General features: G+C 62.5%; 22 protein-coding genes. 12 read left to right on the plus strand and 10 right to left on the minus strand.

The window, feature by feature from the left end:
• Positions 1-16 precede the first annotated feature (16 nt).
• From HJB91_RS26560 to alr, 3 genes are all read right to left on the minus strand, one after another.
• Positions 17-1,036 (minus strand): AraC family transcriptional regulator, encoded by a 1,020-nt coding sequence (locus tag HJB91_RS26560; protein WP_221156238.1) that lies wholly within the window; start codon positions 1,034-1,036, stop codon positions 17-19.
• 80 nt (positions 1,037-1,116) lie between these two features.
• Entirely contained in the window at positions 1,117-2,385 is a 1,269-nt protein-coding gene (locus tag HJB91_RS26565; RefSeq protein WP_210632153.1) for a D-amino acid dehydrogenase, read from the minus strand.
• Positions 2,386-2,415: 30 nt separating this feature from the next.
• A complete protein-coding gene (gene alr, locus HJB91_RS26570) occupies positions 2,416-3,549 on the minus strand; it encodes an alanine racemase (RefSeq protein WP_221156239.1) in 1,134 nt (377 codons plus the stop codon).
• Positions 3,550-3,673: 124 nt separating this feature from the next.
• Between alr and HJB91_RS26575 the strand changes: the two genes are divergently transcribed.
• Positions 3,674-4,138, plus strand: coding sequence for an Lrp/AsnC family transcriptional regulator (locus tag HJB91_RS26575; protein WP_221156241.1), 465 nt, complete (start codon positions 3,674-3,676; stop codon positions 4,136-4,138).
• Positions 4,139-4,284: 146 nt separating this feature from the next.
• Here the strand turns inward: HJB91_RS26575 and HJB91_RS26580 are convergent, their stop codons facing one another.
• Positions 4,285-6,048: a bifunctional diguanylate cyclase/phosphodiesterase gene (locus HJB91_RS26580; protein WP_221156243.1), complete on the minus strand. Its 1,764-nt coding sequence runs from the start codon at positions 6,046-6,048 to the stop codon at positions 4,285-4,287.
• Positions 6,049-6,464: 416 nt separating this feature from the next.
• Here HJB91_RS26580 and HJB91_RS26585 point away from each other — a divergent pair, with 416 nt between their 5' ends.
• From HJB91_RS26585 to HJB91_RS26600, 4 genes are read left to right on the plus strand one after another with little or no spacing between them, the layout of a single operon-like run.
• Positions 6,465-7,778: a CmpA/NrtA family ABC transporter substrate-binding protein gene (locus HJB91_RS26585; protein ID WP_097601190.1), complete on the plus strand. Its 1,314-nt coding sequence runs from the start codon at positions 6,465-6,467 to the stop codon at positions 7,776-7,778.
• Between the two features lie 58 nt (positions 7,779-7,836).
• A complete protein-coding gene (gene ntrB, locus HJB91_RS26590; RefSeq protein WP_221156245.1) occupies positions 7,837-8,730 on the plus strand; it encodes a nitrate ABC transporter permease in 894 nt (297 codons plus the stop codon).
• A gap of 11 nt (positions 8,731-8,741) precedes the next feature.
• Entirely contained in the window at positions 8,742-9,539 is a 798-nt protein-coding gene (locus tag HJB91_RS26595; RefSeq protein WP_085781813.1) for an ABC transporter ATP-binding protein, read from the plus strand.
• A 46-nt stretch (positions 9,540-9,585) separates the two neighbouring features.
• The gene (locus HJB91_RS26600; RefSeq protein ID WP_221156256.1) at positions 9,586-10,320 is read left to right on the plus strand and encodes a 4'-phosphopantetheinyl transferase superfamily protein; all 735 of its coding nucleotides are present in this window, start codon (positions 9,586-9,588) and stop codon (positions 10,318-10,320) included.
• Here the strand turns inward: HJB91_RS26600 and HJB91_RS26605 are convergent.
• From HJB91_RS26605 to HJB91_RS26615, 3 genes are read right to left on the minus strand one after another with little or no spacing between them, the layout of a single operon-like run.
• Positions 10,278-11,636, minus strand: a complete 1,359-nt coding sequence (locus HJB91_RS26605; protein WP_221156258.1) for a lysine N(6)-hydroxylase/L-ornithine N(5)-oxygenase family protein — start codon at positions 11,634-11,636, stop codon at positions 10,278-10,280. The two genes, HJB91_RS26600 and HJB91_RS26605, sit on opposite strands and share 43 nt — an antisense overlap.
• A complete protein-coding gene (locus HJB91_RS26610) occupies positions 11,633-15,622 on the minus strand; it encodes a non-ribosomal peptide synthetase (RefSeq protein ID WP_221156270.1) in 3,990 nt (1,329 codons plus the stop codon). The genes HJB91_RS26605 and HJB91_RS26610 overlap by 4 nt, the downstream gene beginning before the upstream one ends.
• 18 nt (positions 15,623-15,640) lie before the next feature.
• Entirely contained in the window at positions 15,641-15,859 is a 219-nt protein-coding gene (locus HJB91_RS26615) for an MbtH family NRPS accessory protein (RefSeq protein ID WP_221156290.1), read from the minus strand.
• A 194-nt stretch (positions 15,860-16,053) separates the two neighbouring features.
• Between HJB91_RS26615 and HJB91_RS26620 the strand changes: the two genes are divergently transcribed.
• Genes HJB91_RS26620 through HJB91_RS26630 form a run of 3 tightly spaced genes read left to right on the plus strand, consistent with a single transcriptional unit; the run spans position 16,054 to position 19,656 of the window.
• A complete protein-coding gene (locus HJB91_RS26620) occupies positions 16,054-17,043 on the plus strand; it encodes a GNAT family N-acetyltransferase (RefSeq protein ID WP_221156372.1) in 990 nt (329 codons plus the stop codon).
• A complete protein-coding gene (locus HJB91_RS26625) occupies positions 17,040-18,458 on the plus strand; it encodes an MATE family efflux transporter (RefSeq protein ID WP_221156300.1) in 1,419 nt (472 codons plus the stop codon). Before HJB91_RS26620 ends, HJB91_RS26625 begins: the two co-directional genes overlap by 4 nt.
• 10 nt (positions 18,459-18,468) lie before the next feature.
• Entirely contained in the window at positions 18,469-19,656 is a 1,188-nt protein-coding gene (locus HJB91_RS26630; RefSeq protein ID WP_210632131.1) for a PLP-dependent transferase, read from the plus strand.
• On the opposite strand, the gene HJB91_RS26635 is transcribed toward HJB91_RS26630, so the two are convergent.
• Entirely contained in the window at positions 19,547-20,203 is a 657-nt protein-coding gene (locus tag HJB91_RS26635; protein WP_221156311.1) for a sigma-70 family RNA polymerase sigma factor, read from the minus strand. The genes HJB91_RS26630 and HJB91_RS26635 overlap by 110 nt on opposite strands.
• A gap of 163 nt (positions 20,204-20,366) precedes the next feature.
• Between HJB91_RS26635 and HJB91_RS26640 the strand changes: the two genes are divergently transcribed.
• The 3 genes from HJB91_RS26640 to fhuB are packed head-to-tail and all read left to right on the plus strand — an operon-like array spanning position 20,367 to position 23,685.
• Complete coding sequence (locus HJB91_RS26640) at positions 20,367-20,858, plus strand: GNAT family N-acetyltransferase (protein WP_221156313.1); 492 nt, start codon at positions 20,367-20,369, stop codon at positions 20,856-20,858.
• Between the two features lie 32 nt (positions 20,859-20,890).
• Positions 20,891-21,721, plus strand: a complete 831-nt coding sequence (locus HJB91_RS26645; RefSeq protein ID WP_210632128.1) for an iron-siderophore ABC transporter substrate-binding protein — start codon at positions 20,891-20,893, stop codon at positions 21,719-21,721.
• Entirely contained in the window at positions 21,721-23,685 is a 1,965-nt protein-coding gene (gene fhuB, locus HJB91_RS26650) for a Fe(3+)-hydroxamate ABC transporter permease FhuB (RefSeq protein WP_221147115.1), read from the plus strand. Before HJB91_RS26645 ends, fhuB begins: the two co-directional genes overlap by 1 nt.
• Positions 23,686-23,695: 10 nt before the next feature.
• Here fhuB and HJB91_RS26655 read toward each other — a convergent pair whose 3' ends face one another.
• Complete coding sequence (locus HJB91_RS26655) at positions 23,696-24,445, minus strand: SDR family oxidoreductase (RefSeq protein WP_221156315.1); 750 nt, start codon at positions 24,443-24,445, stop codon at positions 23,696-23,698.
• A 96-nt stretch (positions 24,446-24,541) separates the two neighbouring features.
• Here HJB91_RS26655 and HJB91_RS26660 point away from each other — a divergent pair, with 96 nt between their 5' ends.
• A complete protein-coding gene (locus HJB91_RS26660; protein WP_210632126.1) occupies positions 24,542-25,459 on the plus strand; it encodes an AraC family transcriptional regulator in 918 nt (305 codons plus the stop codon).
• A 12-nt stretch (positions 25,460-25,471) separates the two neighbouring features.
• On the opposite strand, the gene fhuF is transcribed toward HJB91_RS26660, so the two are convergent.
• A complete protein-coding gene (gene fhuF, locus HJB91_RS26665; protein ID WP_210632125.1) occupies positions 25,472-26,257 on the minus strand; it encodes a siderophore-iron reductase FhuF in 786 nt (261 codons plus the stop codon).
• Between the last annotated feature and the right edge of the window lie 3 nt (positions 26,258-26,260).

The raw sequence follows: 26,260 nt of genomic DNA on the forward strand, positions 1-26,260 counted from the left end.
TTAGCGCGTCGGCGCCCTAGCGCTTTGCGGTCTGCGACGGCAACTGGCCGAAGCGCTTCCTGTAGTCGGCTGCAAATCGCCCGAGATGGGTGAACCCCCATCTCAGCGCGATTTCGGCGATGGCCTGGGTTCCGTCTGATTCCAGCAGCTCGCGATGGGCGGCAATCATTCTGATTTCATGCAGATAGGCGATTGGAGTGGTGTTCCTGAACTGACGGAAGCCCTGCTGCAAAGTCCGAACGCTTACCTTGGCCGCCACGGCGATTTCGCTGAGGGAGATCGGTGCGGCGATGTGTTCCTGCATGAAATCCATGGCCCATTTCACATGGCGCGGGGCCGGGAGCGGAGCGGCACGCGCCAACTCCTCCGAATAGTGATGGGGACATGTCTCCAGAAGCAGGTAAACCGCCGCATCGCAGAGCGATTTTACGGCCAGTGGTGAGCGCTGCAGCAAGCCGTTGCCAGTGAGACCGCTGTGGAGGTTCGAGACGAGTTGCTGCAGGAGGAATCCCGGACCGGCCGTCAGATCGATGTCGGTATGGAAGCCGATATCGCCGCTGATCGTCCGCTCGCACATATGGGTGAGCTGCGCGGCGATCTTGGCGCGATCGATGAAAAGGCAGAAATGACGGCGGGGGCCGATGATCCTTGTTCCCTTGACGGCGCCCTGTTCCAGGATCACCCCGCGACCGGGTAGCGAATATATCGGCTCCCGCTTGCCGCCGAACAACATCATCCCCTGCGTCGGCAGGAACACAGCCAATCTATCAGCGACCCCGTCTCGCCTGCTGGAAATCGAGCCTTCATAAGAGCAATCGGCCACGCTTACATCTTCCATCGAGATGAAATTGCAGCGATACGCGATGGGCATCGTGCCTTCGGTCGAGACCCTTATTGTGGATGTCGGCGTCGACAGTGCTTCCGCGAGCTCATCCGCGTCGGTTCCGTTCTGCACCGTTGCCCGAAACGACACATTCGATACGGCCGACGATTGGACCACGCTGCCTGGTGCATGCCGATCGGGGCTAACGGACATTCGTGACCTCCTACGGTGATGCCCGCGAGTGACAGGCAATTTGTACCATATCGTTCATTCCTCCTGTCGTCCATTTCGCGTCAGCCGTATCGGCTGATTGCCAGGTCCTTGGCGTCGATTTCGGGCGAACGGTTGCTGACGAGATCGCCGATCAGCCGGGCCGAACCGGTGCTCATGGTCCAGCCGAGCGTGCCGTGACCGGTATTGAGGAACAGGCCGGCGACCTTGGTCGGGCCGATGACCGGCGTGCCGTCCGGCGTCATCGGGCGGAGGCCGGACCAGAAGGAAGCCCTGGAAACATCACCGCCGGGGAAGAGGTCGGTGACGGAATGTTCGAGCGTGCTGCGGCGAGCGAGACCGAGATCATTGGTATAGCCTGATATTTCGGCCATGCCGCCGACGCGGATGCGGTCGCCGAGCCGAGTGATCGCGATCTTGTAGGTTTCGTCCATCACGGTCGATTCCGGCGCGCGTGACGCATCGTTAATCGGGATGGTGAGCGAGTAGCCTTTGACCGGATAGACCGGCAGGCGGATACCAAAGGGCTTCAGCAGCAGCGGCGAGTAACTGCCCAGCGCGACCACCACAGCCTCGGCACTGATCCGCTCGCGGTCCCGAACGGGATCAGGAGCGGTGACAATCCCGCGCACGCGGCCTCCCTCGACATCCAGCGCCTTGATCGTCGTCCCATAGGCGAAACGCACACCGAGCGCCTCGGCTTTGGCGGCGAGCGCATTGGTGAACTTGAAGCAGTCGCCGGTTTCGTCCTTGGGCGTCAGCAACCCGCCGACGATCTTGTCGCGTACGTGCCTGAGCGCCGGTTCGACGCGAATGCAGCCGTCGCGGTCCAGCAGTTCATAGGGAATGCCGTCGGCGGCCAGCGCCTTGACGTCCTTGGCCGAAGCATCGAGCTGCTGCTGCGTGCGGAACAGCTGCAGGGTTCCCTGCATGCGTTCGTCATAGGTGATGCCGGTTTCTGCGCGAAGCTCGGCGAGCGCAATGCGGCTGTAATCGGCAAGGCGCAGCATGCGGCTTTTGTTGATCGCGTAGCGCTCGGAGCTGCAGTTCGACAGCATCCTCGCCATCCATGAGAGCATGGCCATGTCCAATTTCGGGCGCAGGATGAGCGGCGCATGTTTCATGAACAGCCATTTCATTGCCTTCATCGGAATGCCGGGTGCCGCCCATGGCGAGCAATAGCCGAAGGAGACTTCGCCGGCATTGGCAAAGCTCGTCTCCAGCGCCGGCCCCGATTGCCGGTCGACGACGGTAACCTCATGGCCTGCCTTGGCCAGCTGATAGGCGGATGTGACGCCGACGATGCCGGCACCCAGAACGATGACTTTCATGATGTCCCCAAGAATGAAGCCAGCCGGCTCTCAGCGATATTGCCTGTGATACCGATCGCCGAGACCGGTCAGGATTTCATAAGATATGGTGTCGGCATCGCGCGCAATATCCTCAAGCGTCTGATGCTGCCCGAGCACCTCGACAAGACTGCCGAGCGTCAGCGCGCCTTCGGGCAGCGCCGATATATCCACCGTGATGCTGTCCATCGAAACGCGGCCGACGATCGGCAGGCGCGTGCCCTTGTAATAGACGGCGCCGCGGTCGCTGAGGCAGCGCGGCAGGCCGTCGGCATAGCCGGCGGCAATGGTGGCAAGACACATTTCCCGTTGCGCGACATGCGCGCCGCCGTAACCAACCTTCGTGCCCGGTGATACGGTCCGCGTCTGCACGACGGCGACATCGAGGCTGACGACCGGCTCCATCAGGTTCGGCGCGCCGGCGCTCGCAGCGCCGCCATAAAGCGCGATGCCCGGCCGGGCGAGCACGCCATGATAGGCTTCGCCGAGGAAGACGCCGCCGGAATTGGCGAAGGAGATGTCGAAGCCTGGAAATTCGTCGGCGATGCAGGACATTTCTGCCAGCTGGTCGCCATTCTGCTCGCCATCGGTCTCATCGGCCGAAGCCAGATGGCTCATGATGAACAGGACTTCGATATTGGTGCCATTGCGAAGGGCTGTCGCCAGATCCGCCCTTTCCTCCGGGGGAAAGCCCAGCCGCGACATGCCGGTGTCGAATTGCAGGACGGCCGGCAGGCAGCGCTTCAGCGCGCGCGCCGCCGCCGACCATTGCTGCCACTGGGCAAGCGAATTCAGAACAGGGACAATATTCATTTCGGCGCAGGCAATTTCATTACCCGGCTGCAGGCCGTTCAGCACGAAAATCTGGGCGTCCTGCGCAAGCACCGGCCGGAGCCTCGCCGCCTCGACGAATTGAGCAACGAAGAAATGCCGGCAATCTTTGCCGTAGAGCGTTTTCGCCACCCGTTCCGCGCCGAGTCCATAGGCATCGGCCTTGACGACGGCGCCCGCACGAACCGGCGCCAGCATCGACACCAGCTTGCGATAATTGCGGCCGAGCGCAGCAAGATCGACCGTCAGGTAGCCTGTAGCCCCCTGCATGGTCGCGGCAGTATGTGCATGCGAAACCAAAATATCGCTGTCCATGTTCACCCTCTTGTTTCCCTGCAGTGTATGAAAGAATAAACGATATTGCAGGTCAATTTGTCATTGATTATTGCATCGATTGCATCTTATGCGCATGATCGGTGAAAATTTGGAATAATCGATCATGCCCGCCCTTGACACCACAGATCGCAACATCCTCAGGCTCCTGCGCCTCGACGCCCGGATGAGCAATGCCAAGCTTGCCGTCGAGGTCGGCCTGTCGCCGTCTGCTTGCCTCAGACGCATCAAGATCATGGAAAAGACGGGCGTGATCCGCGGCTATACGGCGCTTCTCGATACGAGCAATGCGGATGCGATGATTGCCGTCATCATCAACATCACTCTCGAACGGCAGACGGAGGACTATCTCGACCGTTTTGAGGCGGCCGTCCGCCGCCATCCGGAAATCCGCGAATGTTTCCTGATGACGGGTGGATCCGACTATCTGCTGCGCGTGGAAGTCGCCAATGCCGGCGAGTTCGAACGGATCCACAAGGAAATATTGTCGGCCTTGCCAGGCGTCCTCAGGATTCACTCCAGCTTCTCGATCCGCAATGTCCTGGCGACGCGCACCAAAAATAAGCGATGAGCAGGCGTCGGCCTGAATCGCTCTCCAGTCTTGCAGCCCGCGTCTCCAGACGCGTAGACGACACTGATCCTCGAATTGCTTCCCTGAAGCAGTTGCGGTGTCGGGCCGATCACTCCAACGGAGTCACTGATCACTTCGAGGCTCTGTCAGGCTAACCGGATAGAGTTGGCTTGCCCGAACTCCAATGCTTCCTGCGCCAATCGCCCTGCCAGTTCGGCAAACGACTGCGGCCGTCCAAAAGCATAACCCTGGAGAGTGTGGACGCCAAGATCGGCGAGCACTTTGGCATGCTCGAAGGTTTCCACGCCTTCCGCAATCACCTCCATGTCAAGCGCGCGCGCTATGTCGACCAGCGAACTGACAAGCCGGCGGCTGGGAACGGATTGCAGGATCGGCATCACAAGCTGGCGATCGATCTTGACGCGGTCCGGTCTGAGCTCGAGCAGGCCCAGCAAGGAGGCATGCCCCGATCCGAGATCGTCGATCTCAATGTCGATACCGAAGGACTTGATGGCCTGGATGTTCTGGCGCACCCGATCGCTCAGGCTGTCCAGGAATATCGTCTCTATCAGCTCGAAGCTCAATCGGCCGGGCGGGATGTCATAGCCGCCGAGTTTCGTTGTCAATTCGGGATCATCGAGACGCTCGGCGGAGAGGTTGATCGACAGCCGAACGCGCTCGAGCAGCGAGGCCGAGGATCTCATATCCAATAGGACGGCTCTCAGGATGACATCGTCAAGCTCTGCGACCAATCCGTTCGACGAGGCGAGAGGCAGGAAATGCGCCGGAGCGAGAATTCCTCTCGTCGGATGGTGCCATCTCGCCAGAGCTTCGACGCCGTTTACCCGGAAAGACCTGGCGTCGACCTGCACCTGGTAAAAAGGACGGATCTGGCCGAGCGCCAATCCGGATCGCAGATCCTGGACGAGCTGCCTTTCGTTCGCCAGCCTCGAAGCCATCTCGTCGGTAAAAATCTCGGCGCGATTCCGGCCATTCCGCTTGGCGTGGTACAAAGCCAGGTCCGACTGGGAGAGCAGCTTGGCAAAGTCTCCGCTCATGGCGCTGGCAACGCCAATGGAACACTGCACGCTGAGTGCCTGGTCGACACCAGGAAGCGGGCTTTCCAGGCGTCGCTGAATATGATCGAGCACCGCCCTCGTCCTGTCGGGCTCGTCTTCAGTGACGATGACTGCGAACTCATCGCCGCCGAGGCGCGCTGCGACGTCATCTGCGGAAATGGCCTCCAGAAGAATCTCGCTGACATGACACAGAACGAGGTCGCCGACCGCATGCCCGAAGCGATCATTGATCTCCTTGAAATGGTCCACGTCTATATGGAGAAGCGCAACCTTGACGCCCTCCTGCCTGGCAAGCTCGGACAGGGCGAAATCGAAACTACGCCGGTTCAAGAGACCGGTGAGGTGATCGTGATCGGCCGCGAACCGAGCTTCCGCGCGGCTCCTCTCCAGTTCCTTGTTGAGCAGGACGTCGTCGGTCACATCCCATTCGGCGCCGACAAAGCAGGGGTCGCCGGCCACATCGACGAAATAGCGAGCGCGCGAACGCAGATAGCGGATCGCTCCGTCTGGTCGAACAATGCGAAATTCCGATGCGTAATCCGATCTGGTTTCGATCGCCCGCAGAAATATTTCATTGGTCGCCGCCAGATCATCGGGGTGGACGCTGTCCAGCCAGATAACATCAAGCGGCGCTTTCGGAACGCCATAGATCAGCTTGAGCTGCTCGTCCCAGCGCGTCTGATTTTTTGCGATATTGTGTTGCCAGATGCCAATCCTGGATGCCTCAAGAGCCAAGCCAAGCTGGCGAAGCAGATTTTCAAGTTCGACATTCGTTCTGGATCGTTTGCTGCTCAAGGCAATCTCGCTGTTACGTTCGCCCGAGTGTCGCATTGAATATCTTAAAGAGTGCTAATCGAGCGAAGGCCAAAGACCCTGTTGGCCAATCAGTCAGCCGATAAACGGCCAGTGCGATGCACAAATATAACGCTCTTGCGAATGCCACCGCCCTGGTAACAGCACAAATACTAATCACATATTCAGACTGCCCAGGAAATAAGCAAGCTCGAACTGACCTATTTTTGCCTTTCAGCTCATGAAGTTACTGCCGTCGCTTTGGACTTGGCACACCGATTGCAGGCCTTCAATGTGCATCGGTCAACGGCGACCGCTGCAGATGGGCGCGACATAAGCGCTTACGTTAGACATCGACGTCGCAAGGATTGCCATCCGGGATGCACTCATCCCGTGGACGCATTCCGGCGGCGTTTTTTTGCGTCCGAATTCACCAAGCAGAGGGGAACCTGCAGATGAAGAAGATTTCGACGACTGCGATATCGGCAACCGGCATCACCCGCCGGAGCATGCTCAAGACGACTGCAGCGGCCGCCCTCATCGGCGCCGTCAAGACCGCCTTTCCCTCCGGCGCCTTTGCGGCCGGGGCAGGCCCTGAAGTGAACGGCATCAAGCTCGGCTTCATCGCGCTCACGGATTCCGCGCCGCTGATTATCGCCAAGGAAAAAGGCCTGTTCGAAAAATATGGACTTCCGGAAACGGATGTCGCCAAACAGGCGTCCTGGGGTGCGACGAGAGACAATCTGGTGCTGGGCGGCGCAGCCAACGGTATCGACGGCGCTCACATCCTCTCGCCGCTCCCCTATCTCATGCACACCGGCAAGGTGACGCAGAACAACAAGCCGGTGCCGATGGCAGTCCTTGCCCGGCTCAATCTCGACAGCCAGGGCATCTCCGTCGCCAAGGAATATGCCGAAACCGGCGTCCAGCTCGATGCCTCGAAGCTGAAGGCAGCCTTCGAAAAGAAGAAGACCGAAGGCAAGGAGATCAAGGCCGCCATGACCTTCCCGGGCGGCACCCACGACCTCTGGATCCGCTACTGGCTTGCCGCCGGCGGCATCGACCCGAACAAGGACGTTTCGACCATCGTCGTGCCGCCGCCGCAGATGGTGGCCAACATGAAGGTCGGCAACATGGACGTTTTCTGTGTGGGCGAGCCTTGGAACGAGCAACTCGTCAACCAGGGCATCGGCTTCACGGCAGCCACCACCGGCGAGCTCTGGAAGGGCCATCCCGAAAAGGCGCTGGGGCTCCGCGCCGAATGGATCGAAAAGAACCCGAATGCCGCCAAGGCCCTGCTGATGGCCGTCATGGAAGCGCAGCAATGGTGCGACAGCATGGACAACAAGGCGGAGATGGCGGAGATTCTCGGCAAGCGTCAATGGTTCAACGTTCCGACCAAGGATGTGCTCGGCCGCCTGAAGGGCGATATCAATTATGGCAATGGCCGCGAGGTCAAGGCGACCGATCTCTACATGAAGTTTTGGAAGGACGGCGCCTCCTACCCGTTCAAGAGCCACGATGCCTGGTTCATGACGGAAAACATCCGTTGGGGGAACCTGCCGGCGACGACCGATGTGAAGGCGCTGGTCAACCAGGTGAACCGCGAGGATATCTGGCGCGAGGCTGCCAAGGATCTCGGCATCGCTGCTGCCGACATTCCCGCATCGTCGTCCCGCGGCAAGGAAACCTTCTTCGACGGCAAGGTCTTCGATCCTGAAAATCCCTCCGCCTACCTGGAGAGCCTTTCGATCAAGGCCGTCTCCTGATCCCGCCTCCGGCGCGCGAACGGCGCGCCGGCCTTCCATTCCCGTGAGGAGCGCGCTGATGTCCGCCCTGGCAAATAAAGAAAATCCCTCGATCGTCGCCTCTGCAAAGCCGGCGGCGAAGGTTCTGTCATTCTCCGGCAAGCAAGCATCGCGGATCGATTTTCGCCGCGCGGCGCTGACCGCACTTCACAATGTCGTTCCGCCGGCCGTCGTGCTGGCTCTCGTCCTCCTCCTCTGGCAGGCGCTCTGTTCATCGGCGGACGCCTCTCTGCCTTCGCCGCACCAGGTCTGGCAGGATAGCTACGACCTCATCGCCTATCCGTTCTTCAACTACGGCTCCCAGGATATCGGGCTCGGCTGGCGGGTGCTGGTCTCGCTGCAGCGCGTGGCTTATGGCTTCGGCCTTGCCGCAGTCACCGGCGTCATCATCGGGGCGATCATCGGTCAATCGGTCTGGGCCATGCGCGGCCTCGATCCGATCTTCCAGGTGCTGCGCACGGTGCCGCCGCTCGCTTGGCTGCCGCTGTCGCTCGCCGCATTTCAGGATTCCAGCCCTTCGGCGATCTTCGTCATCTTCATCACCTCGATCTGGCCTGTCATCATCAACACCGCCGTCGGCGTCCGCAATATTCCGCAGGATTATCGCAACGTCGCCAAGGTGCTGCGGCTCAACCAGCTCGAATTCTTCTGGAAGATCATGCTGCCGTCGGCGGCCCCTTACATCTTCACCGGCCTCAGGATCGGCGTCGGCCTTTCCTGGCTCGCCATCGTCGCGGCCGAAATGCTGACCGGCGGCGTCGGCATCGGCTTCTTTATCTGGGATGCGTGGAACTCCTCGCGCCTTCCCGACATCATCGTCGCGCTCGCCTATATCGGCATCGTCGGTTTTGCTCTCGACAAGCTGGTGGCCGCGCTCGGCAAACTCGTCACCCGCGGCGCCATGGCCAACTGAGGACCATACCGATGAACGCCTATCTCAAGCTCGATCATATCGACAAGCATTTCGATCGCGGCGGCGTGCGCGCCGAAGTCCTGAAGGACATCAACCTGACGATTTCTCAGGGCGAATTCGTCTCGATCATCGGCCATTCCGGTTGCGGCAAGTCCACCCTGCTCAATCTCATTGCCGGCTTGACTCCGGTTTCGGCAGGCGCCGTGCTTCTGGAAAATCAAGAGGTCAACGAGCCGGGCCCGGAACGCGCCGTCGTTTTTCAGAACCATTCGCTCCTGCCCTGGCTGACGGTCTATGAGAACGTGAATCTCGCCGTCTCCAAGGTCTTCAGCCGAACGAAGACCAAGGCCGAGCGACATGACTGGGTGATGGCCAATCTCGACCTCGTGCAGATGGCCCATGCCAGGGACAAGCGGCCCGCGGAGATATCCGGCGGCATGAAGCAGCGCGTCGGCATTGCCCGCGCGCTTTCAATGGAGCCGAAGATCCTGCTGCTCGACGAGCCGTTCGGGGCACTCGACGCATTGACCCGCGCCCATCTTCAGGATGCGGTGATGGAGATCCATAGCCGGCTCGGCAACACGATGGTGATGATCACCCATGATGTCGATGAAGCGGTGCTGCTCTCCGACCGCATCGTGATGATGACCAACGGCCCGGCGGCTCGCATCGGCGAAGTGCTCGACGTCACCATGCCACGCCCCCGCAACCGCATCGAGCTCGCCTCCGACCGGACATATCTCAAATGCCGCGAGGCCGTGCTCAAATTCCTTTACGAACGCCACCGCTTCATCGAAGCCGCGGAGTAAATCCCGCGGAGATTGCCAATCGGGCCGCGTTACGCATACTGGCCTGATGCAGCAATCAGAAAATCAACCGGCCGCCATCGATGTCGTGCTCTGGAAATATCCGAAGAACGACAGCGGCGAGAAGCGCTGGATGCAGTGGCTTTCACCGAATGAGCGGGAGCGCGCCGCGACCTATCGCTTCGAGCGCGACCGGACCTCGTTCATCGCCGGCCGCTGTCTGCTGCGGCAAGTGCTGAGCGCGCATACCGAGACGCAGCCTGACAAGCTGCTGTTGCAGGCGGATGCGTACGGCAGGCTGAGGGCCGAGGGTCGCGACGGGCTGCAGTTCAGCCTTTCCAATGCCGACGGGCTGGTGGCCGTCGCCGTCACTTCAGAATGCGAGCGCGTCGGGATCGACTGCGAACGCGCCGACGCCGAAATCGAAGCGGCGGCGTTGGCGAGCTATTGCAGCCTGGACGAACGGCAGTGGCTCGATCAACTGCCTCCGGGCGAACGATCGCGTGCAGCCGTTGCCCTTTGGGCGCTCAAGGAGAGCCATCTCAAGGCACTCGGGGTAGGCTTGCGTGAAGATCCCCGCAGCGTCGCCTTTTCCTGGCAGGACGGCATCCCCGACCTGGTTCAGAGCGGCGCACCGGACCGGCAATGGCATCACCGCCTGATCGAGAGCGGCAGCCAGCACGTCGCCGCGCTGGCCGTCCACTCACAATTTCGCGCCCCCAGCATTCATGTCCTGACGTTTCAGGATGACAGCATGCCGTCCGAATGGCCGGCCCGGAGCTGATGCGACATGGCAGAAGCTGCCTCCGTCGCCCAGACCAGTTGGGCATTGTCAGGCTCGGCATCGAAATGCTGCCGGCCGAGAAGGGTGTTGACGATCTTGGCGCTACGCCACGCCATGAGGCTGAGCTGCGAGTCGGCTATGCCGTGCGAGTATCGGCCGGCGTTCTGCGCAAACAGGCGGTTGGTCCTCGGGCCTGTCCACTGCATCGTGTAGTCGTCGTTCAGGGTGGGATAGCCGTTTCTGTCGAAGCTGATCCTTTCGCTTAGCGATCCGAGCGCATCCGGCAAACGGAACCTGTAGCCGGTTGCCAGCACCACCGCATCGGCATGCAGCACCTCGATCCCGCCATCGAAATGGTTGCGGACGATGAGCCGATAGGCATTGCCGTTCCGCTCCATCTGGATCACGTCGCGGTTCGGCGACAAAGATGCATTCAGCGTGCTCTGCTCAAGGTAACGCAGCGCATAGAGGCGGCGGTAGATCGAGTGGATCGTCGAAATCGACAGGCCGTCACTCGTCAGGATCGAGTTCTTCAGGGCCGCCTGCTTCTGCTCGCTGCTGAGCTTCAGATAGGCCTGCACATATTCCGGCGAGAAGACCTGGTTCGAAAACGGCGTATCGTTGATGGGCTCGAAATTATGGCGCCGGCTGATCCAGGTCAGTTCCATGATCGAACCGGGATCGCCAAGCAGCGCATCGACCACCTCGCCGCCGCTCTGGCCGCCGCCGACCACGACAATGCGGGAAGCGCCGAGATCGATGAGGCGCGATTTGGCCTCGCTATTGTGGAAGCAATCCGCACCCAGGAAGGGTTTTGCCCAGTCAGGCACGAAGGGCGAAGACCCGGTGCCGATCACCAGGTTGCGCGCTTCTTCCTGGCCGTCATCGAAGCGCAGGACGAAGCGGTCGTCGCGGTGCTCGACGTCGCGGATCTCGGCGGAGAACCGCAGACCTTCCACGCCCTTGGCGACCCAGGCGAGATAACGCGCGAATTCCTGCCGGGGGACGGCCTCATAATTGGCGTTCAGGAAGGCGTAGAGCCGCTTATGCGCGACCAGATAGGAGATGAAGGACCAGCGGCTGGTCGGCAGGACCGGGGTGACGAGGTCCTTAAGGAAGGACGATTGCAGCTCGACGCCGGGCATCATCATGCCGGGATGCCAGTCGAAGGCGCCGCGCCGCTCGAAGAAGCGGCTGCGGACCTCGGGCACGGATTCGAGCAGGCAGGCAAGGCTCAGATTGGAGGGACCGATGCCGATGCCGGCAAGATCGAGCGACTCGTTCAGGGCATCCCTGCGGGTAAAAGCGACGGTCATGCGTTGTCCTTCTCTGTTTCCTTGAGACGCAGGGCAAGCCTTGAGTGGAAGGCCGGAGACCCGATCATGTGCAGGTGGTTGGTGCCGGTAATGATTTCGGCCGCGTGCGCCCTCGGCGACAGGCAGCGCCAATCGATCAGGTTCAGGCCGCGATTGAGGCTGTCGTCGGCTGCCCAGGGATAGATCGGCACGTCATGGGGAACGAGCCGATGCTTGCGGAAGATCAGGGCATTGTCGATCAGCACCCAGAACGTATGTTCGCGGCTGCTGATATCGGGCCCGTCTGTGGGAAGCGGGTCCTTCTCGTCGCCGACGAAGCGCAGGAACTGCTCGTAGGTGTCGGCGTCCATCGTCGAAAGCAGCCGGTCCCATTCCGGGCGCATCGCGGTCTTTTGCAGCCATGCCTGCACGTCCCGGTGAAGCGCGTCGCGCTCGTCCGGCCGGAAGCGCGGCTTGGCGCCGATCGCGAATTCCGATCCGAGATCGCAGACATCGACCATCGCCATCATCCGGACGTCGACCTCGTTGGCGAGAGTGCGGGCAGCCTCATAGGCCAGAAGCCCGCCCCAGGACCAGCCGAGAAAGTAGCAGGGCGCACCTTTACTATGCGTTCTGATGTAATCGACATAGCTCTCGATGATCTCTTCAACGGGCGCGCCGACTTCCTTCTTCTCGGACAGCGAGTGGCAAATGAAGCCAGTCGCCGGCTGGTCGGCGCCGAGATAATCGACGAGTTTCACATATTCGCGGGTGCTGACGAGAAGCCCCGGGAAGCAATAGAGCCGCGGCTTGGCCCCTGAAGCGCGCAGCACGATCACCTCGGAGAGATCTCGCTCCTCCCCCTGTTCCATCACGCCGGCAAAGGCGCGGATGGTCGGGTTGTTGAAGATATCGGCAACGGTGAGCGGAACCTTCGGCCGGCGCTGCCGCAGCTGCGTGAGGATGCGGATCGCGCCCAGCGAATTGCCGCCGATGGCAAAGAAATTGTCCTCGACACTGATCGTCTCCAGTTTGAGAACCTGGCGCCAGACATCCAGCACCTCTTCTTCGAGCGCAGTCACCGGCTCGACGATGGCGCGCTTGACGGGCTGGGGCGCGGGCAGCGCGAAGCGGTCGAGCTTGCTGTTCGGATTGGTCGGCATCTTTTCGAGTTCAACCACGGCCGCCGGCACCATGTAGGACGGCAGGCTGCGTTCGAGGCCGGCGCGGACCGTCCCGACGTCAAGCCTCTCGTCCTTCTTCGGCACGACATAGGCAACCAGCGCATTTTCGCCGGCATCGTCATCGCGCAGCACGACCAAGGCTTCGCCGACGCCGGGCTGCTGGAGGAGTGCCGCTTCGATCTCGCCGAGTTCGATGCGATAACCGCGCAGCTTCACCTGATGATCGACGCGGCCGACGAATTCGACCGTTCCGTCTTCGCGCCAGCGCGTCAGGTCGCCGGAGCGATAGAGCCGGCCGCCTTCCTTGGAGAAGGGGTCGGGAATGAAGCTGTCGGCCGTCGTATCCGGCTTGCCGAGATAACCGCGGGCGATGCCCTCGCCGCCGATATAGAGCTCGCCGGTCACGCCGATCGGGCACAGGTTGAGGTCGGGATCGAGCACATAGACGCGCCTCAGACCTACAGCGCGGCCGAGCGGCGCATAGACGCCCTGGAACTTGGTCCCGGCCCTCACCTTCCAGACCATCGGAGTCATGATGGTTTCCGTGGGACCGTAGCCGTTGATCAGCCATTCCGATTTCAGCGCCCGCGACAGAAGATCGAAGGTCGATTGCGCGAGCCCCTCGCCGCCGAAGGAATAGAGCCGCATCGGCGGGGCGCCCTCGGAAATGGCGGCCCATTCCGCCAGCTGCTGCAGGTAGGTCGTGGGGATGCTCGCATTGTTGGCGCCATGCTTGCGCATCGCCGTCAGCGTCTCTTCCGGTGTCCAGAGCGGCTGGTCGGGAAGAATGATGCTGCCGCCTTCCATCAGCGGGTTCATCCAGCGCTCATGGCCGCCGTCCGAACTGAAGGGCAGGAACGGCAGCTCGCGGGACTCCGAGCTCATGCCATAGACGCGCGAGGTATTCTGCAGATGGTGCGTCAGCGGGCCGTGCTCGACGGCCACACCCTTCGGCAATCCCGTGGATCCCGAGGTATACATGACATAAGCGAGCTGGTCCTTGTGCGTGGGAATATAGAGCGGCGTGTCCGGCTCGCCGTCGAGATCGAGCTTGTCGAGTTCGAGGACGATGGCGTCGAGCTCTTCCGGCAGGCGATGGCGCAGCCAGCTGTGGGTGAGAACGATCTTAACGCCGCCATCGCGCAGGATGTGATGGTTGCGCGCCGGCGGATGATCGGGCTCGACCGGGATGTAAGCACCGCCCGCCTTCAGCGTGGCGAGAATGCCAACGATCGCCTCCGGCGAACGCTTGATGAAGATCGCGACCGTCACCTCGGCGCGGACGCCGAGCTGCCGCAGCCGATGGCCGAGGCGGTTCGTGCTCGCCTCCAACCAGCCATGGCTCCACTCCTCGTCGCCATAAACGATCGCGGTCTTCTCCGGCGTGCGGCGCGAATGGGCCGAAATCAGTTCGTGCACCGGCCGGTCGTCGTTGACGACATCATCCTCGTAGGGGGCCGACAGCCAGTCGAGCTCGTCGCTGCCCACGAGCTCGATATCCTTGATCCTGAGATCGGGCTTCGCGACGATCTGCTCCAGCACCAGGCAGAAATGCCTGGCGACACGGGCGATCAGGGCGCCATCATAGAGATCCTGGGCGTAATCGATCAGCCCGTAGGCGGCGCCGTCTGCGCGAGCCTCGATCACGAGGGAAAGCTCGCTATCGGCGCGGGCGCCCAGCGGTTCCAGGTTCGTCGCCTGCCTCGGAACCGGATAGGGCTCGCGGAATTCGAACAGCGCCTTGACCACGGCTTCCTGTGCGGCCGATTCGTCGACCACCAATTCCTGCGTGATGCGCTCCAGCGGCAACAGCCGGCGAAGCCCCTCCTCCGTCACTGAGGAGATCGCCGCAACGACATCGTCGAGGGAACGCCGGGAGGCGAGCGGCAGGACGAGAGGAAGCACCTGTTCGGCGCGGCCGCGGCTGGCGAAATGCTCGGTGCGGGGGCGGGCGATCAGCAGCCCGGTCAGCAAAGCATAGTTGCCGCTGTAGCGCGCCAGCAGCGCGCAGAAGGCGGCGTGAAGCACGCGCTCGATCTGGTATCTCTTGCTCTCCGCATGCCGTTCGAGCTTGGCCCAGAGGTTGGGCTCGATCGCAAACCGATACTCAGCACGCGCCACGCCGGCAAGCCCGCCGCTGTTGAAGCGGGTGGGAAAGGTCGAGGCCGCGTAGTCGAGACCGATCGTGTCGCGCCAATAGGCAAGCGCTTCGCGCGCTTCATCCGTCTCCAGCCATTCTTCCTCCCGCATTCCCGCCGATATTTCCGCCGGCTGCACGTCGCCGGCGGGTTCACCATCGAGAATGCGCGCCAGCGAAGCGGCAAGAAGGGATTTTTCGCGGTCGTCTGAGATGATCGGATGCAGCACGATCGTCAGCAGCGACTGCCCGTCGGCCAGCAGGATGATCTGGATGCGCGCGCCCGGTCCGCACAGCAGATCGAAGCGTCTGTCGCGAAAGGCTTTCCGCGCGGCCAAGGCCTCAGCCTCGGAAAGAGCAGCACCTTCCTTGCCGAGGATTTCGATCGGTACGGCGTTCGATGCGCCGCGATATTGCTCGATGCGCCCGCCCGCCAGCCGGCGGAAACGAGTGGAAAGCGAGGGGTTCTCAGCCAGGAGCGCGCGGCAGGCGCCGGCGATCGTCTCGACGCCGGTCGTGGCGCCCAAGCGCAGCCCGATGACCTGATCGGGAAAGACCGTGTAATTGCCGATCTGCTCCAGCGACCAGATGCGCTTCTGCGCGATCGTCAGCGGAAAACTCTCGAAGACGGCATCCACAGCGTCGGTCGGGCGGGCATCGGCGAAATTGGTAATCTGCTTGTTCATCTTGCCATCCAGACGTTTTCAGAGACGCGCATCGGCTGCCATGGCCGAGCGCAGGGAGAGCGGGCGAGGGTCGGTCCAGATTTCACGGATATGGGCGAGGCACCCCTGGCGCGAACCGGCAAAACCCGCAGGCTGCCAGGTCACTGGAATCCGCTTGTCCTGCGGCCAGACCGAGTAGTGATGCTCGGTGTCGTGGACGACGATCCAGAGATCGTCGCGGGGCTCAAAATTGTCCATTGGGAACTCCTGCAGAGATTGACGTCATGCGCAAATGACGGATCCCGCCTGCTGGAGTTTAGAAAATTGCTGAGAATTTTTTTCTTCGTTTTCCCCTAAATCCACCCAGGGATGGATCGTCATTCTATCAAATCAGCGCAGGAGCGGGCTTCATGCTCGCCGCATCAAAAGCCCTGCCGATCAAGGAGAACATCATGGATTTCGACGCCGCCAAGCAAAGGCGGGTTCTGCAGGCGCGCAGCTATGTGAGGCTTGCCCCCAATATCGTCCATCTCCACACCGCACACGGCAATCACGAACTCACAGTCGAAGCCGAAGCCGGCATCGCCTTGCTGACCTTCTACGAGGGAAATCCCGTGCAATCGGCGGAGCTTCTCATGGCGGCCGCCGAGGCGGTGACGGCGCAAGACCGCTCGATCAAATCGGTCGCTTTCGAAGGCCATCAGGCGAGCCTTCCCCGGCACATCGCAGGCATTGACGGACGGCTCGATTCCGCGATCCTCTGGCAATGGCCCTCCCCGTGGCTGCCGCAGATGTCCTATCCGCTGCCGCCCGTGCAGGAGATGACGGCAGGTCGCTATCATCCGCGCCGGCCGGCAAAGCCGAAGGACACGGTCTACCAGCGCTTCATCCCCTGGCTGGAGCGGGATATCAGCTTCAGGGTGGCCGATCCCGAAACCGATCTTGCGGTCTTCCATCGCTGGATGAACGACGAGCAGGTTAACACAATCTGGGAGGATGCGGGCTCGATCGACAAGCACCGGAAGATCCTGGAGGAGAGGATCGCCGATCCGCATATCCTGCCGCTGATCGGCAGTTTCGCCGATATTCCCTTCGGCTATTTCGAGGTCTACTGGGCCAAGGAAAACAGACTCGGCCCCTATTACGATGCCGACGATTACGATCGCGGATGGCATGTGGCGATCGGCGAGCCCGATTATCGCGGCAAGAAATGGATCAGCGCCTGGCTTCCCTCGCTGATGCATTTCATCTTCCTCGACGATCCCCGCACGAAATGCATCGTCGGCGAGCCGCGCGCCAGCCACGAGCAGCAAATCCGCAATCTCGACCGCTCAGGCTTTGCCAAGGTCAAGCATTTCGATTTTCCGCACAAGCGGGCGCTTCTCGTCATGCTGACCCGCGAGCGCTTCTTCGGTGATCATCTCTGGGTGCCTGCATCATGAACGACATGAGCGAGATGAGCGGCAGCCTGCGCAAACGCCGGCTTGCCCCGGAAGATCTTGCCAGCCCGCAGCTTTTCCGGCTGCTGCTGCGCCTCGGCCTGCCAGCCATGTTCGGCCTGTCGATCAATGCCGCGCATCACACCATCAACATGGTGTTCGTCGGCATGATCGGCGAAGACCAGATCGCCGCGATCATGATCGTGCTGCCGATCCTGATGCTTGTCGCCGCCTTCGGCGAAGGCATCGGCGTCGGTGTGGCAACCGAGGTCGGCCGGGCGCTCGGCGCCGGAAACCGGTCGCGGGCGAGCACGCTTGCCTCGATCAGCCTTGCCGCCGGCATCGCCTTCGGCGTGGCAAGCGCGGTCGCCATCGTCGCATTCCCATCTTTCCTGCTGTTCGGCGCCACACCCGCCATCGAGCCGCTTGCGCAGCATTATCTCCTCATCATCGCAGTCTCGATCCCGCTGACGATGGGGCAGATCATTCTCGACTTCCTGGCGATCGCCGAGGGCAATGCCCGCTTCAGCATGTGGACGCTGGTTGCCTGCTTCGCGCTGAACATCATCCTCGACCCGATCATGATCTTCGGCTTCGGCCTCGGCCTGCAGGGGGTGGCAATGGCAACCATCCTCTCCCAACTCGTGGCGCTCTCCATCTACGGCGCCTATCACGCGAGACGGCTCGGCACGATCCGACTGACATTCGGTAGGCGGTTCGGCGATCTCAGGCATCTCAGGCCGGTGCTTGCCGTGGGCGCGCCGACGACGCTGACGAGCCTTGCGACGGCCGGCGCAATCGCCGCGATGCTGTCGGTGGCCGGCACCTATCGTGGCGAGGACGGCATTGCCGGCGTTGGCATCGCCCTGCGGTTGCTTGCGGTCGGCGCACTTCCCGTCATCGGCATTTCGCTGGGCGCGCAGTCCATCCTGAGCTTCGCCTGGGGCCGCGGGGATATGTCACGGGTGCTCTCGGCAACCCGCATGCTAACCGCCCTCACGAGCGCGGTCGGCGGCGCCTACGGGTTGACGGCGATCATCTTCTCCGGGCACCTTGCCTCGTTCTTCACCGACAATGCATCCGTGGTGTCGATCGCAGGCCAGGCGATCGTCGCGGCCCACCTGCCCTTCCTGCTGTTTGGCATCCGGCAGACCGTGCTGATCCTCTTCCAGGCGCAGGGCAGGCCGAAAGCCGCCCTTGCCCTCGGCCTGGCGCAGAACGGATATCTTCTCTTTCCGCTGCTTGCTCTCCTGCCGCCCTTCTTCGGTTTTTCGGGTCTGCTCGCAGCCATGTTTCTGGCCTCGGCGCTCACGGGCCTGCTGTCATGCTTCTGCCTGGCAAGGTCGATCGGCGCACTCCGGCAGCGCTCGGCCGAACCTCTGAGCGCTATCCGTCCCCCTCCCAGCTTTTGTCCATGAAAGGATCATCATGAACCAGTCCTTCAGCCCGCGCGACCTTGGCGCCCATGCGGCCGCCGACGATCTCTTCACCCCCGTCGATCCGGCCGCCTTCAACGCCGTATCGCCGCCAATCTTCCAGACCTCGCTCTTCACCTATGACAGCTACGAGGCGATGGAGGATGTCTTCGCCGGCCGGGCGCGCAACTTCATCTATTCGCGCGGCGACAATCCTACCGTCCGCGAATTCGAGCTCTTGGTCGCCCGCCTCGAAGGCGCGGAGGATGGGCGCGCCTTTTCCAGCGGAACGGCCGCCATCACCGCGACTATTCTGAGCCTCGTGGAAGCGGGCGACCGGGTCGTTGCCGTCCGCCACCTCTATAATGACGTCTATCGCCTTCTCGTGAAGCTGCTCGGAAGGCTCGGCGTCACAGTGGATTTCGTCGATCCTTCCGACCATGACGAGGTGCGCAAGGCGCTGCCGGGCGCCAAGCTGCTCTATCTCGAAAACCCCTCCTCCTTCGTCTTCGAGCTTCAGGACATCGTGGCGCTGTCTGCCATGGCGAAGGAGGCTGGAGTCACCACGATCATCGACAACTCCTGGGCAACGCCGCTCTTCCAGAAGCCGATCCAGCACGGCGTCGATATCGTCATTCACGCCGCCTCGAAATATCTCGGCGGCCACAGCGATACGGTTGCCGGCGTCGTCGTCGGCACGAAGGAGGCGATCGCCAGGATCAACTCGGCCTCCTATCCCTATGTCGGCGCAAAACTCTCGCCCTTCGAGGCATGGCTCCTGCTGCGCGGCATGCGCACGCTGCGCGTCCGTCTCAAGGAGCATGAGCGCAGCGGGCTTCTGCTCGCCGACCGGCTGAAACAGCATCCCGACATCGCCGACGTTCGCCACCCGGCCTTTCAGGACCATCCCGGCCGGGCGACGCTGTCGGGTTATGCCGGGCTCTTCGCCTTCGACCTCACGCCCGACATCGATGTCGGGCGCTTCGTCAACGCGCTTCGCGAGATCCGTCTCGGCGTCAGCTGGGGAGGACCGGAAACGCTCGTGGTCCCCGCCAAGGTCGCGCTGCAAATCCCCGACCGGATGACCACATTCATCCGGTTCGGCGTGAGCGAGCAGACGGTTCGCTTCGCCGTTGGACTGGAAGAACCGGAACTGCTGTGGAGCGATTTGCAGCAGGCGCTGCACGCCGCACGGCGGTAGTATCCCGGCGAGGTTCATGATCGGGGCGGGCGGGTTCAGTGATCGCCGAATGGCAATGCCGCTCCGCCGCCTTGATCATGAAATTGACAAGCGTCCTCGAGACGCCGAGTTCGGCCGCGATATCCTTCTGCGGCACGCCGTTCAGGCGGTGGCGGATGAAGGCGTCGTTGGTGCGCTTCGGCAGCGCCTCGAGCGAAGCAAGCACGTCACGCAGGGTCTCTGCGGCAACGAGTTGGTCGAGCACCGTTGGGACGGGAGCGGTGATCTCCTGGATTTGATCTATCGACCTGTGGTTGTTCGTTTGATGGCGCCGGCGGCGGCCCTCATCCAGTGCGAGATTATAGACCATCCGGAAGGCATAGCCGATGGGGCAACGAATACCGTCGACATTGACCCCATAAGCTTTGATGACTCCGTCTTGGAATATATCCTCGGAGTATGACCTTGATTTGATAACGCTTTCGATCGTTCTTAGGAGCTTTTCCTTATTTTCGATCATTGCGTTGACAACCGCATTCCCGTTCACATCACGATGCGATGCTCGCATTGTCCTGTACCCTTTTACGAATGGAAAATCAGGCTCTGTCTTGCTGGTCGGTTCGGCCGCGGCGCTCCTTTTTCAAAGCGAATGTGCACGATTTGATTGCAGTGTCTATTTTAAGGTGATAACAGGAGTCAAGTTTAAATCGACGGGCTGAAGGCGAGAAAGAATGGGACGAACAGTTGAGATCCTGACGGGCAAGGCGGAGCTCTGCCGATCGATCATGAGTGCCTTGCCCGACTGGTTTTCGGAGCCCGAGGTCATCGAAGCGAGCGCCCGGGCGATCGAGGAGTTGCCGGTGTTCGCCTATATCGAAGCGGATGTCGTCACCGCCATGATCGCGCTGAAGCCGCACCTGCCAGGCGCAGTCGAGATCGCGCTGATCGCGACGCGGCCGGAATATCGCGGCCGCGGCGGCGGACGACATCTTGTCGATGCGGCCGAACGCTTCGCCCATCAATCGGGCGCCCGGCTGCTGACCGTCAAGACGCTCGCGCCGCGCGGCCGCAACGAGCCGCAATTCGAGGCAACGCGCCGCTTCTATGACCGGAACGGCTTCGTCAGGGCGGAGGTGTTTGACAAGCTCTGGCACGAGGACCATCCGTGCCTCTTCATGGTCAAGCCGCTCGTCGGAAATCAGCCGAGCGAGACCGCGCTTTGAAACGACGGGACTTTCTTCTGGGCGCGCTGGCAATGACGAGCGCGCCCCACACGGCGCGCGCCGGCGACGGCGGCGTCGTGTCGCTCGATTACGGACTGGCATCGACGATGCTGGCGCTCGGCAGCGTGCCGCGTGCGATCGCCTCGCTCAGGAACTGGTCGGAATGGGTCGTCGAGCCGGCCATGCCGCAAGGCGTCGTCGATATCGGCACAACGTCCGAGATCAATCTCGAAGTCCTTACCAGCCTCCGGCCATCGCTCATCCTCAGCACGCCCTTCCTGGCAGCGCTGGATGAAAAACTCTCCCGCATCGCACCGGTCGCGACCTTCACCGTCTATGCCGCGAACGGCGATGCGCTCGACCGTTCCTACGCCGAGACGCGACGTCTCGGCGCCATGATCGGGCGAAAGAGGCAGGCGGAGGCGTTTCTCGCCCGCGCCGATGCTACATTCGAGCGGTTGCGCGAGACGGCGAAGAGCCTGTCCGCGCCTCCTGTGGCGGTCATCAACTTTATCGACCAGAGGCATGCGCGCATCTATGGCGGCCCCGGGCTCTATGGCGGCGCCATGAGACGCATCGGCGTTGAGAACGCCTGGAAGGGAGAGGCCAGCTACTGGGGATTTCAGACGATCGGCCTGGAGCAGCTCGCCGAACTCGGTGACGACGTGCACCTCGTCGTCGTGTCGCCGCTGTTTCCACCCGATGTCCTGACCCGGCTTTCCGAAAGCCCGCTCTGGACAGGCCTTCCCTTCGTCCAGCGCCAGCGAATCTCGGTCGTTCCAGGCGTCCTGATGTTTGGAATGGTCCAGGAGGCGCTGCGCTTTTCGACCCTGATGGTCGATGTTCTGGAGACTGCCGCCTGATGAAGCCTCAATATTCCCGCTTCGGCGCGCCGGCACTTGCGACGCTATTGCTGTTTTCAGGCCTCAGCCTCGCCGCCCTCGATCTCCTGCCGGCGCTGCCGCATCTCGAGACGACAGGCGGTTACGACGCCCAGCACCTGTTGCTTCTCTATTCCACGCTGCCTCGCATGGCGACGGCACTGATCACGGGAGCCGCCCTTGCACTTTCGGGAACGATTCTGCAGCAGGTGCTGCGCAATCCGCTGGCCTCGCCGACGACACTCGGCGTCTCGGCCGGCGCCAATCTGGCGCTGGTATCCGTCATGCTCGCCTTTCCCTCACTGGCGGGATGGGGCCGCGACGCGGTCGCGCTCGGCGGAAGTGCGGCTGCTGCCCTCGCGATCTTTTCGATCAGCGCCCGGCACGGCTTCTCGCCCTTTTCCCTCATCCTGTCGGGCATGATCATCGGCCTCTGGTGCGGAGCGGCGGCGGCCATCCTCATTCTGATGAACGATCAATATCTCTCGGGGATCTTCATCTGGGGCGCCGGCTCGCTCTCGCAGCAAAGCTGGGCGATCCCGCTATCGCTGCTGCCGAAAGTGGCGCTGCTCGCCGCCCTTGCCCTTCTCGCTACCCGGCCGCTGGCGCTGAGCCAGCTCGGCGATGCCGGCGCGACCAGCCTCGGCCTGCGGATCAAATGGGCGCGGGGCTTCGTCCTGGCGATCGCGATTGCGCTGAGCGCCCTCGTCACCAGCGCCGTCGGCGTCATCGGCTTCGTCGGGTTGGCCGCCCCGCAGATCGTCCGGATGGCCGGTGCAAGGCGCATCCTCAGCCAATTGATCTGGTCGCCGGTCGCAGGCGCCGGCCTTCTCCTCATGACGGACGAGACCATCAAGCTTCTGGCTCCCGGTGATTTCGTGCCGACGGGCGCGGTGACGGCACTGCTCGGCGGGCCGATCCTGATCGCTCTGCTCCCACGCCTCGCCACCGCCTCGCGCGCACTGCCCGGCATCGCCTCGCCACGGCTCGCGGTCGGCAGCAAAGGGGCTCCCCTTGTCCTGCTGTTGGCCTCGATCGTCGCATTGGCGATCGCCGCGATCTTCTTCGGCCGGGCACCCGACGGAGACTGGGCCTGGCTGCCGGCCGCCTCATGGGACGACATCCTTCCCCTTCGCCTGCCGCGCGTCGCCGCGGCATTCGGCGCCGGAACGGTGCTCGGCGTGACCGGCCTCATTCTGCAGCGGCTGACCGGAAACGAAATGGCAAGTCCCGAGGTGCTCGGCGTATCGGCCGGAGCGACCCTCGGCGTCGCCGCCGCCCTCTTCGCCGTTTCTGCGCCGGGGCTGACGGTCCAGCTTGCCTTTGCCGGCGGCGGAGCGCTCGCCGTGCTTTTGCTGATCTTCCTCCTGAGCGCCGGTTCCGGCTTCGGCCCGAACCGCGTTCTGCTCGCCGGCATCGCCTTCGGCGCAATGCTCGATGCCGGGATCGGCGTCCTTGCCGCGAGCGGCGATCCCCGCGGCCTCGCGCTCATCCGCTGGATGGCGGGCTCGACCTATTTCGTCGACAATGCGGCTGCCGCAAGCGCCCTGTCGATTGCGCCGGCCTGCCTCGTCGCCGCCTTTCTCGCCAGCCGGTGGCTTGCGCTGCTGCAACTCGGGCCGGAAGCGGCGAGCGAACTCGGCCTCAGGATCGTCCCCACGCGCGCGGCCCTGTTCGGGCTCTCTGCGATCATGACGGCAGCCGCGACGCTGGTCGTCGGCCCCTTGAGCTTCGTCGGGCTGATGGCGCCGCACCTCGCCCACGGCCTCGGCTTTCGCCGCCCCTCCGTCCAGCTCCTCGCCTCCGCCCTCATCGGCGCGACCCTGCTCGTCATCGCCGACTGGGCCGGCCGAATGATCGCCTTCCCCTATCAGGTGCCGGCCGGCTTGATCTCGGCCCTGGTCGGGGCGCCGATGCTGCTGATCGTGCTGCGCCGGCGGCCTTGAGAAGCCGCATTCATCCCGCCAATGCTTCGGCGTCGGCCCCTGCAGGGATGCGCAATGGAGAGGAAGGATCGGTCGCAGCGCGCCATACAGCCTCGACGACGTCGACGGGCTGTGTCAGGGCGGTCACCGAGTGTTGCTCCCATGATGCGAACACCTCTGCGACGACCGACGAATAGGCGTGCGGGAAGCCGCCCTGTTGTTGAATCCGTGCGCGCGCCGTATCGCCGAACCGAGTCTCCGGCGCGCGCCCCGGAAGCACGATCCTCACACGCACATTGAAACCCTCAAGCTCGAGCGCGACAGATTCGGTGAACGCGTTCACTGCGGCTTTGCTCGCCGTATAGACCGAGAGGAGCGGAAGCGGCTTGAGCGTCACGCTTGACGTGACGTTGACGATAACGCCTTCCTGGCGCTCCCGCATCTGCGGCAGAATCGCCTGGGTCATCGCGATCGTTCCAAGGGTGTTCGTCTCGAAAATTTCGCGGGCGATCTCGATCTGCGTTCCCTCAAGCGCGTTGAGCAAACCGATGCCGGCATTGTTTACCAGCACATCCACAGGCCCGGCGGCCTCAACCGCAGCACGGATGCTTTCAGGGCTTGTGACATCGAGCGCAATGATCGTGAGTTGGTCCGAAGGCGGCAGAAGGTCTTGGCGAGGCGTTCGCATGGTGGCGATCACCTTCCAGCCCTGCGCAAGAAAGAACCTGGCAATTTCCAGCCCGAACCCCGACGAGCATCCGGTAACAAGAACGGTCTTCATATTTTTGTCTCCTATCCATCTGCCAGCAACAGATGTAGACGGCGAACGCGGCACTTACTATCATGCATCGTCCTTGTTTCATTATCAGGAGTATCAATGAGCGACCCGCTGGCCGATATGGTCACGCTGCTGCAGCCAGCGGCGCGCCATTCAAAGCTCGTCAGCGGCGCAGGGACGTGGCGCGTCGAGCGCCAGGAGACGGGTCAGCCTTTCTATTGCGTCGTGCTGGAAGGTTCTTCAAGGTTGAGCGCGGAGGACGAGCAAGTCACACTCCTAGAAGGCGACTTCATCCTGATCCCGGCCGCCCATGCCTTCACGATGTCGAGCCTGGACGACGGATTATCGCCCGGCATTGATCCCTTTACCGTCACGATGCTTCCTGAAGAAACCCGTCACGGCGATCCCGAAGGGGCTGTGAATGCACGCTTGCTTGTCGGCCACTTCGCCTTCGGCTCGCCGGATGCAGCGTTGCTGGTTTCCCTGCTGCCGCGGATCATCCACATCCGCGGCGACAGCAGACTGTCGGCGATCGTCCAGCTCGTCACCGACGAAGCCCGCGCCGAGCGGCCGGGAAAGAACATGATCCTGGCGCGCCTGTTGGAAGTCTTGCTTGTCGAGGCGCTGCGTTCGAATTTCGGGGAGAAGGCGCCGCTTGGAATTCTGCGGGGCCTGAGCGATACACGCCTCGCCCTGGCTATCCGTCGGCTGCATGAAGATCCATCCAGGGAATGGACGGTGGAACAGCTCGCCGGCGAGGCGGCCCTGTCGCGGTCGGCGTTTTTCAATCGCTTCCGTCGCACTGTGGGCATGGCGCCAATGGAATATCTCATATCGTGGCGCATGGCGCTCGCCAGAAATCTGCTGAGGCAGGAGGATATCGGAATTCAGGAGATCGCCGAGCGCGTCGGCTATGGCTCCGCGAGCGCGTTCAGCACGGCATTCACGCGCTTTGTCGGGTTGCCGCCGTCACGATATGCCGAGCAGGCAAAGACCATGTCAAATGCCGCCGCATAATTCTAATCGGCCTCAATGCCGCCCGTCCGGCAGCGGGCAGGCCTCGCCGCAGCCGCCGACGCCAGGCAGGTTATAGCGCAGGCAGCAGACCTTGCGGCGAGCGAATTCCAGACCGCATTGCTGCCGCGCCATGCGGATCATGCCGAACATTGGATTGCGACCGCCGCCCGGCCACTCGGCATCGTTCAGCAGCGCCAGGCCGCCTTCGACGAGGGCAGGCTCGTGGCGGTGAGCGATCTCTTTGAGAATCCAGGAAAGATAGGCCGCGAGATTGTTCCAGAGAAGCTTCGGCGCCACGCCGGCAATGGCGGCAATCGCCGCAATGACCGGTTCGGCATGGCCGAGCATCAGTCGGTGAAGCTCGCCGGCCGGATCGGTCGTCGGCTCTGGCCGGCCCGACATCACGAACGCTTCCGGCTCGCCTGTCTGTTCGTTGCAGACGAGAGAGAGCCGGTCGATTTCCATCGGCAGCGCGATGCGGTTGACGAACATATGGACGCTAGGCGCGATCGTCAGCATGCTGAAATAATAGAGCGTCCACATGGAGACAATCGCGCGGCGGTCGCTGCCCGGAAACTTCTGGCCATAGCGGGCGATGATCCCGTCAAAGACGTCGCGGTCGCCGAGATCCCTGCAGGAAACCACCAAACCAGCCGGCGGCGGAGAGGCGAGCAGCTTGCCGCGGCAATAGGCGAACGGGCCATCGCCCACCAGGCCGTCGAGGTCGATGGCCTGGCGGCCGACAGGGCGATCGCCGATCGAAGGGCGCGAGGCCGCCCCGTTCGTCTCTAACGTCATGGT

The organism is Rhizobium sp. NLR10b (assembly GCF_019685435.1).
Lineage (GTDB): Bacteria > Pseudomonadota > Alphaproteobacteria > Rhizobiales > Rhizobiaceae > Rhizobium.

Coding starts and splice junctions, on each gene's coding strand:
- HJB91_RS26560 (WP_221156238.1), bottom strand. CDS start 1,036: ATGTCCGTTAGCCCCGATCGGCATGCACCAGGCAGCGTGGTCCAATCG.
- HJB91_RS26565 (WP_210632153.1), bottom strand. CDS start 2,385: ATGAAAGTCATCGTTCTGGGTGCCGGCATCGTCGGCGTCACATCCGCC.
- alr (WP_221156239.1), bottom strand. CDS start 3,549: ATGGACAGCGATATTTTGGTTTCGCATGCACATACTGCCGCGACCATG.
- HJB91_RS26575 (WP_221156241.1), top strand. CDS start 3,674: ATGCCCGCCCTTGACACCACAGATCGCAACATCCTCAGGCTCCTGCGC.
- HJB91_RS26580 (WP_221156243.1), bottom strand. CDS start 6,048: ATGCGACACTCGGGCGAACGTAACAGCGAGATTGCCTTGAGCAGCAAA.
- HJB91_RS26585 (WP_097601190.1), top strand. CDS start 6,465: ATGAAGAAGATTTCGACGACTGCGATATCGGCAACCGGCATCACCCGC.
- ntrB (WP_221156245.1), top strand. CDS start 7,837: ATGTCCGCCCTGGCAAATAAAGAAAATCCCTCGATCGTCGCCTCTGCA.
- HJB91_RS26595 (WP_085781813.1), top strand. CDS start 8,742: ATGAACGCCTATCTCAAGCTCGATCATATCGACAAGCATTTCGATCGC.
- HJB91_RS26600 (WP_221156256.1), top strand. CDS start 9,586: ATGCAGCAATCAGAAAATCAACCGGCCGCCATCGATGTCGTGCTCTGG.
- HJB91_RS26605 (WP_221156258.1), bottom strand. CDS start 11,636: ATGACCGTCGCTTTTACCCGCAGGGATGCCCTGAACGAGTCGCTCGAT.
- HJB91_RS26610 (WP_221156270.1), bottom strand. CDS start 15,622: ATGAACAAGCAGATTACCAATTTCGCCGATGCCCGCCCGACCGACGCT.
- HJB91_RS26615 (WP_221156290.1), bottom strand. CDS start 15,859: ATGGACAATTTTGAGCCCCGCGACGATCTCTGGATCGTCGTCCACGAC.
- HJB91_RS26620 (WP_221156372.1), top strand. CDS start 16,054: ATGGATTTCGACGCCGCCAAGCAAAGGCGGGTTCTGCAGGCGCGCAGC.
- HJB91_RS26625 (WP_221156300.1), top strand. CDS start 17,040: ATGAACGACATGAGCGAGATGAGCGGCAGCCTGCGCAAACGCCGGCTT.
- HJB91_RS26630 (WP_210632131.1), top strand. CDS start 18,469: ATGAACCAGTCCTTCAGCCCGCGCGACCTTGGCGCCCATGCGGCCGCC.
- HJB91_RS26635 (WP_221156311.1), bottom strand. CDS start 20,203: ATGCGAGCATCGCATCGTGATGTGAACGGGAATGCGGTTGTCAACGCA.
- HJB91_RS26640 (WP_221156313.1), top strand. CDS start 20,367: ATGGGACGAACAGTTGAGATCCTGACGGGCAAGGCGGAGCTCTGCCGA.
- HJB91_RS26645 (WP_210632128.1), top strand. CDS start 20,891: ATGACGAGCGCGCCCCACACGGCGCGCGCCGGCGACGGCGGCGTCGTG.
- fhuB (WP_221147115.1), top strand. CDS start 21,721: ATGAAGCCTCAATATTCCCGCTTCGGCGCGCCGGCACTTGCGACGCTA.
- HJB91_RS26655 (WP_221156315.1), bottom strand. CDS start 24,445: ATGAAGACCGTTCTTGTTACCGGATGCTCGTCGGGGTTCGGGCTGGAA.
- HJB91_RS26660 (WP_210632126.1), top strand. CDS start 24,542: ATGAGCGACCCGCTGGCCGATATGGTCACGCTGCTGCAGCCAGCGGCG.
- fhuF (WP_210632125.1), bottom strand. CDS start 26,257: ATGACGTTAGAGACGAACGGGGCGGCCTCGCGCCCTTCGATCGGCGAT.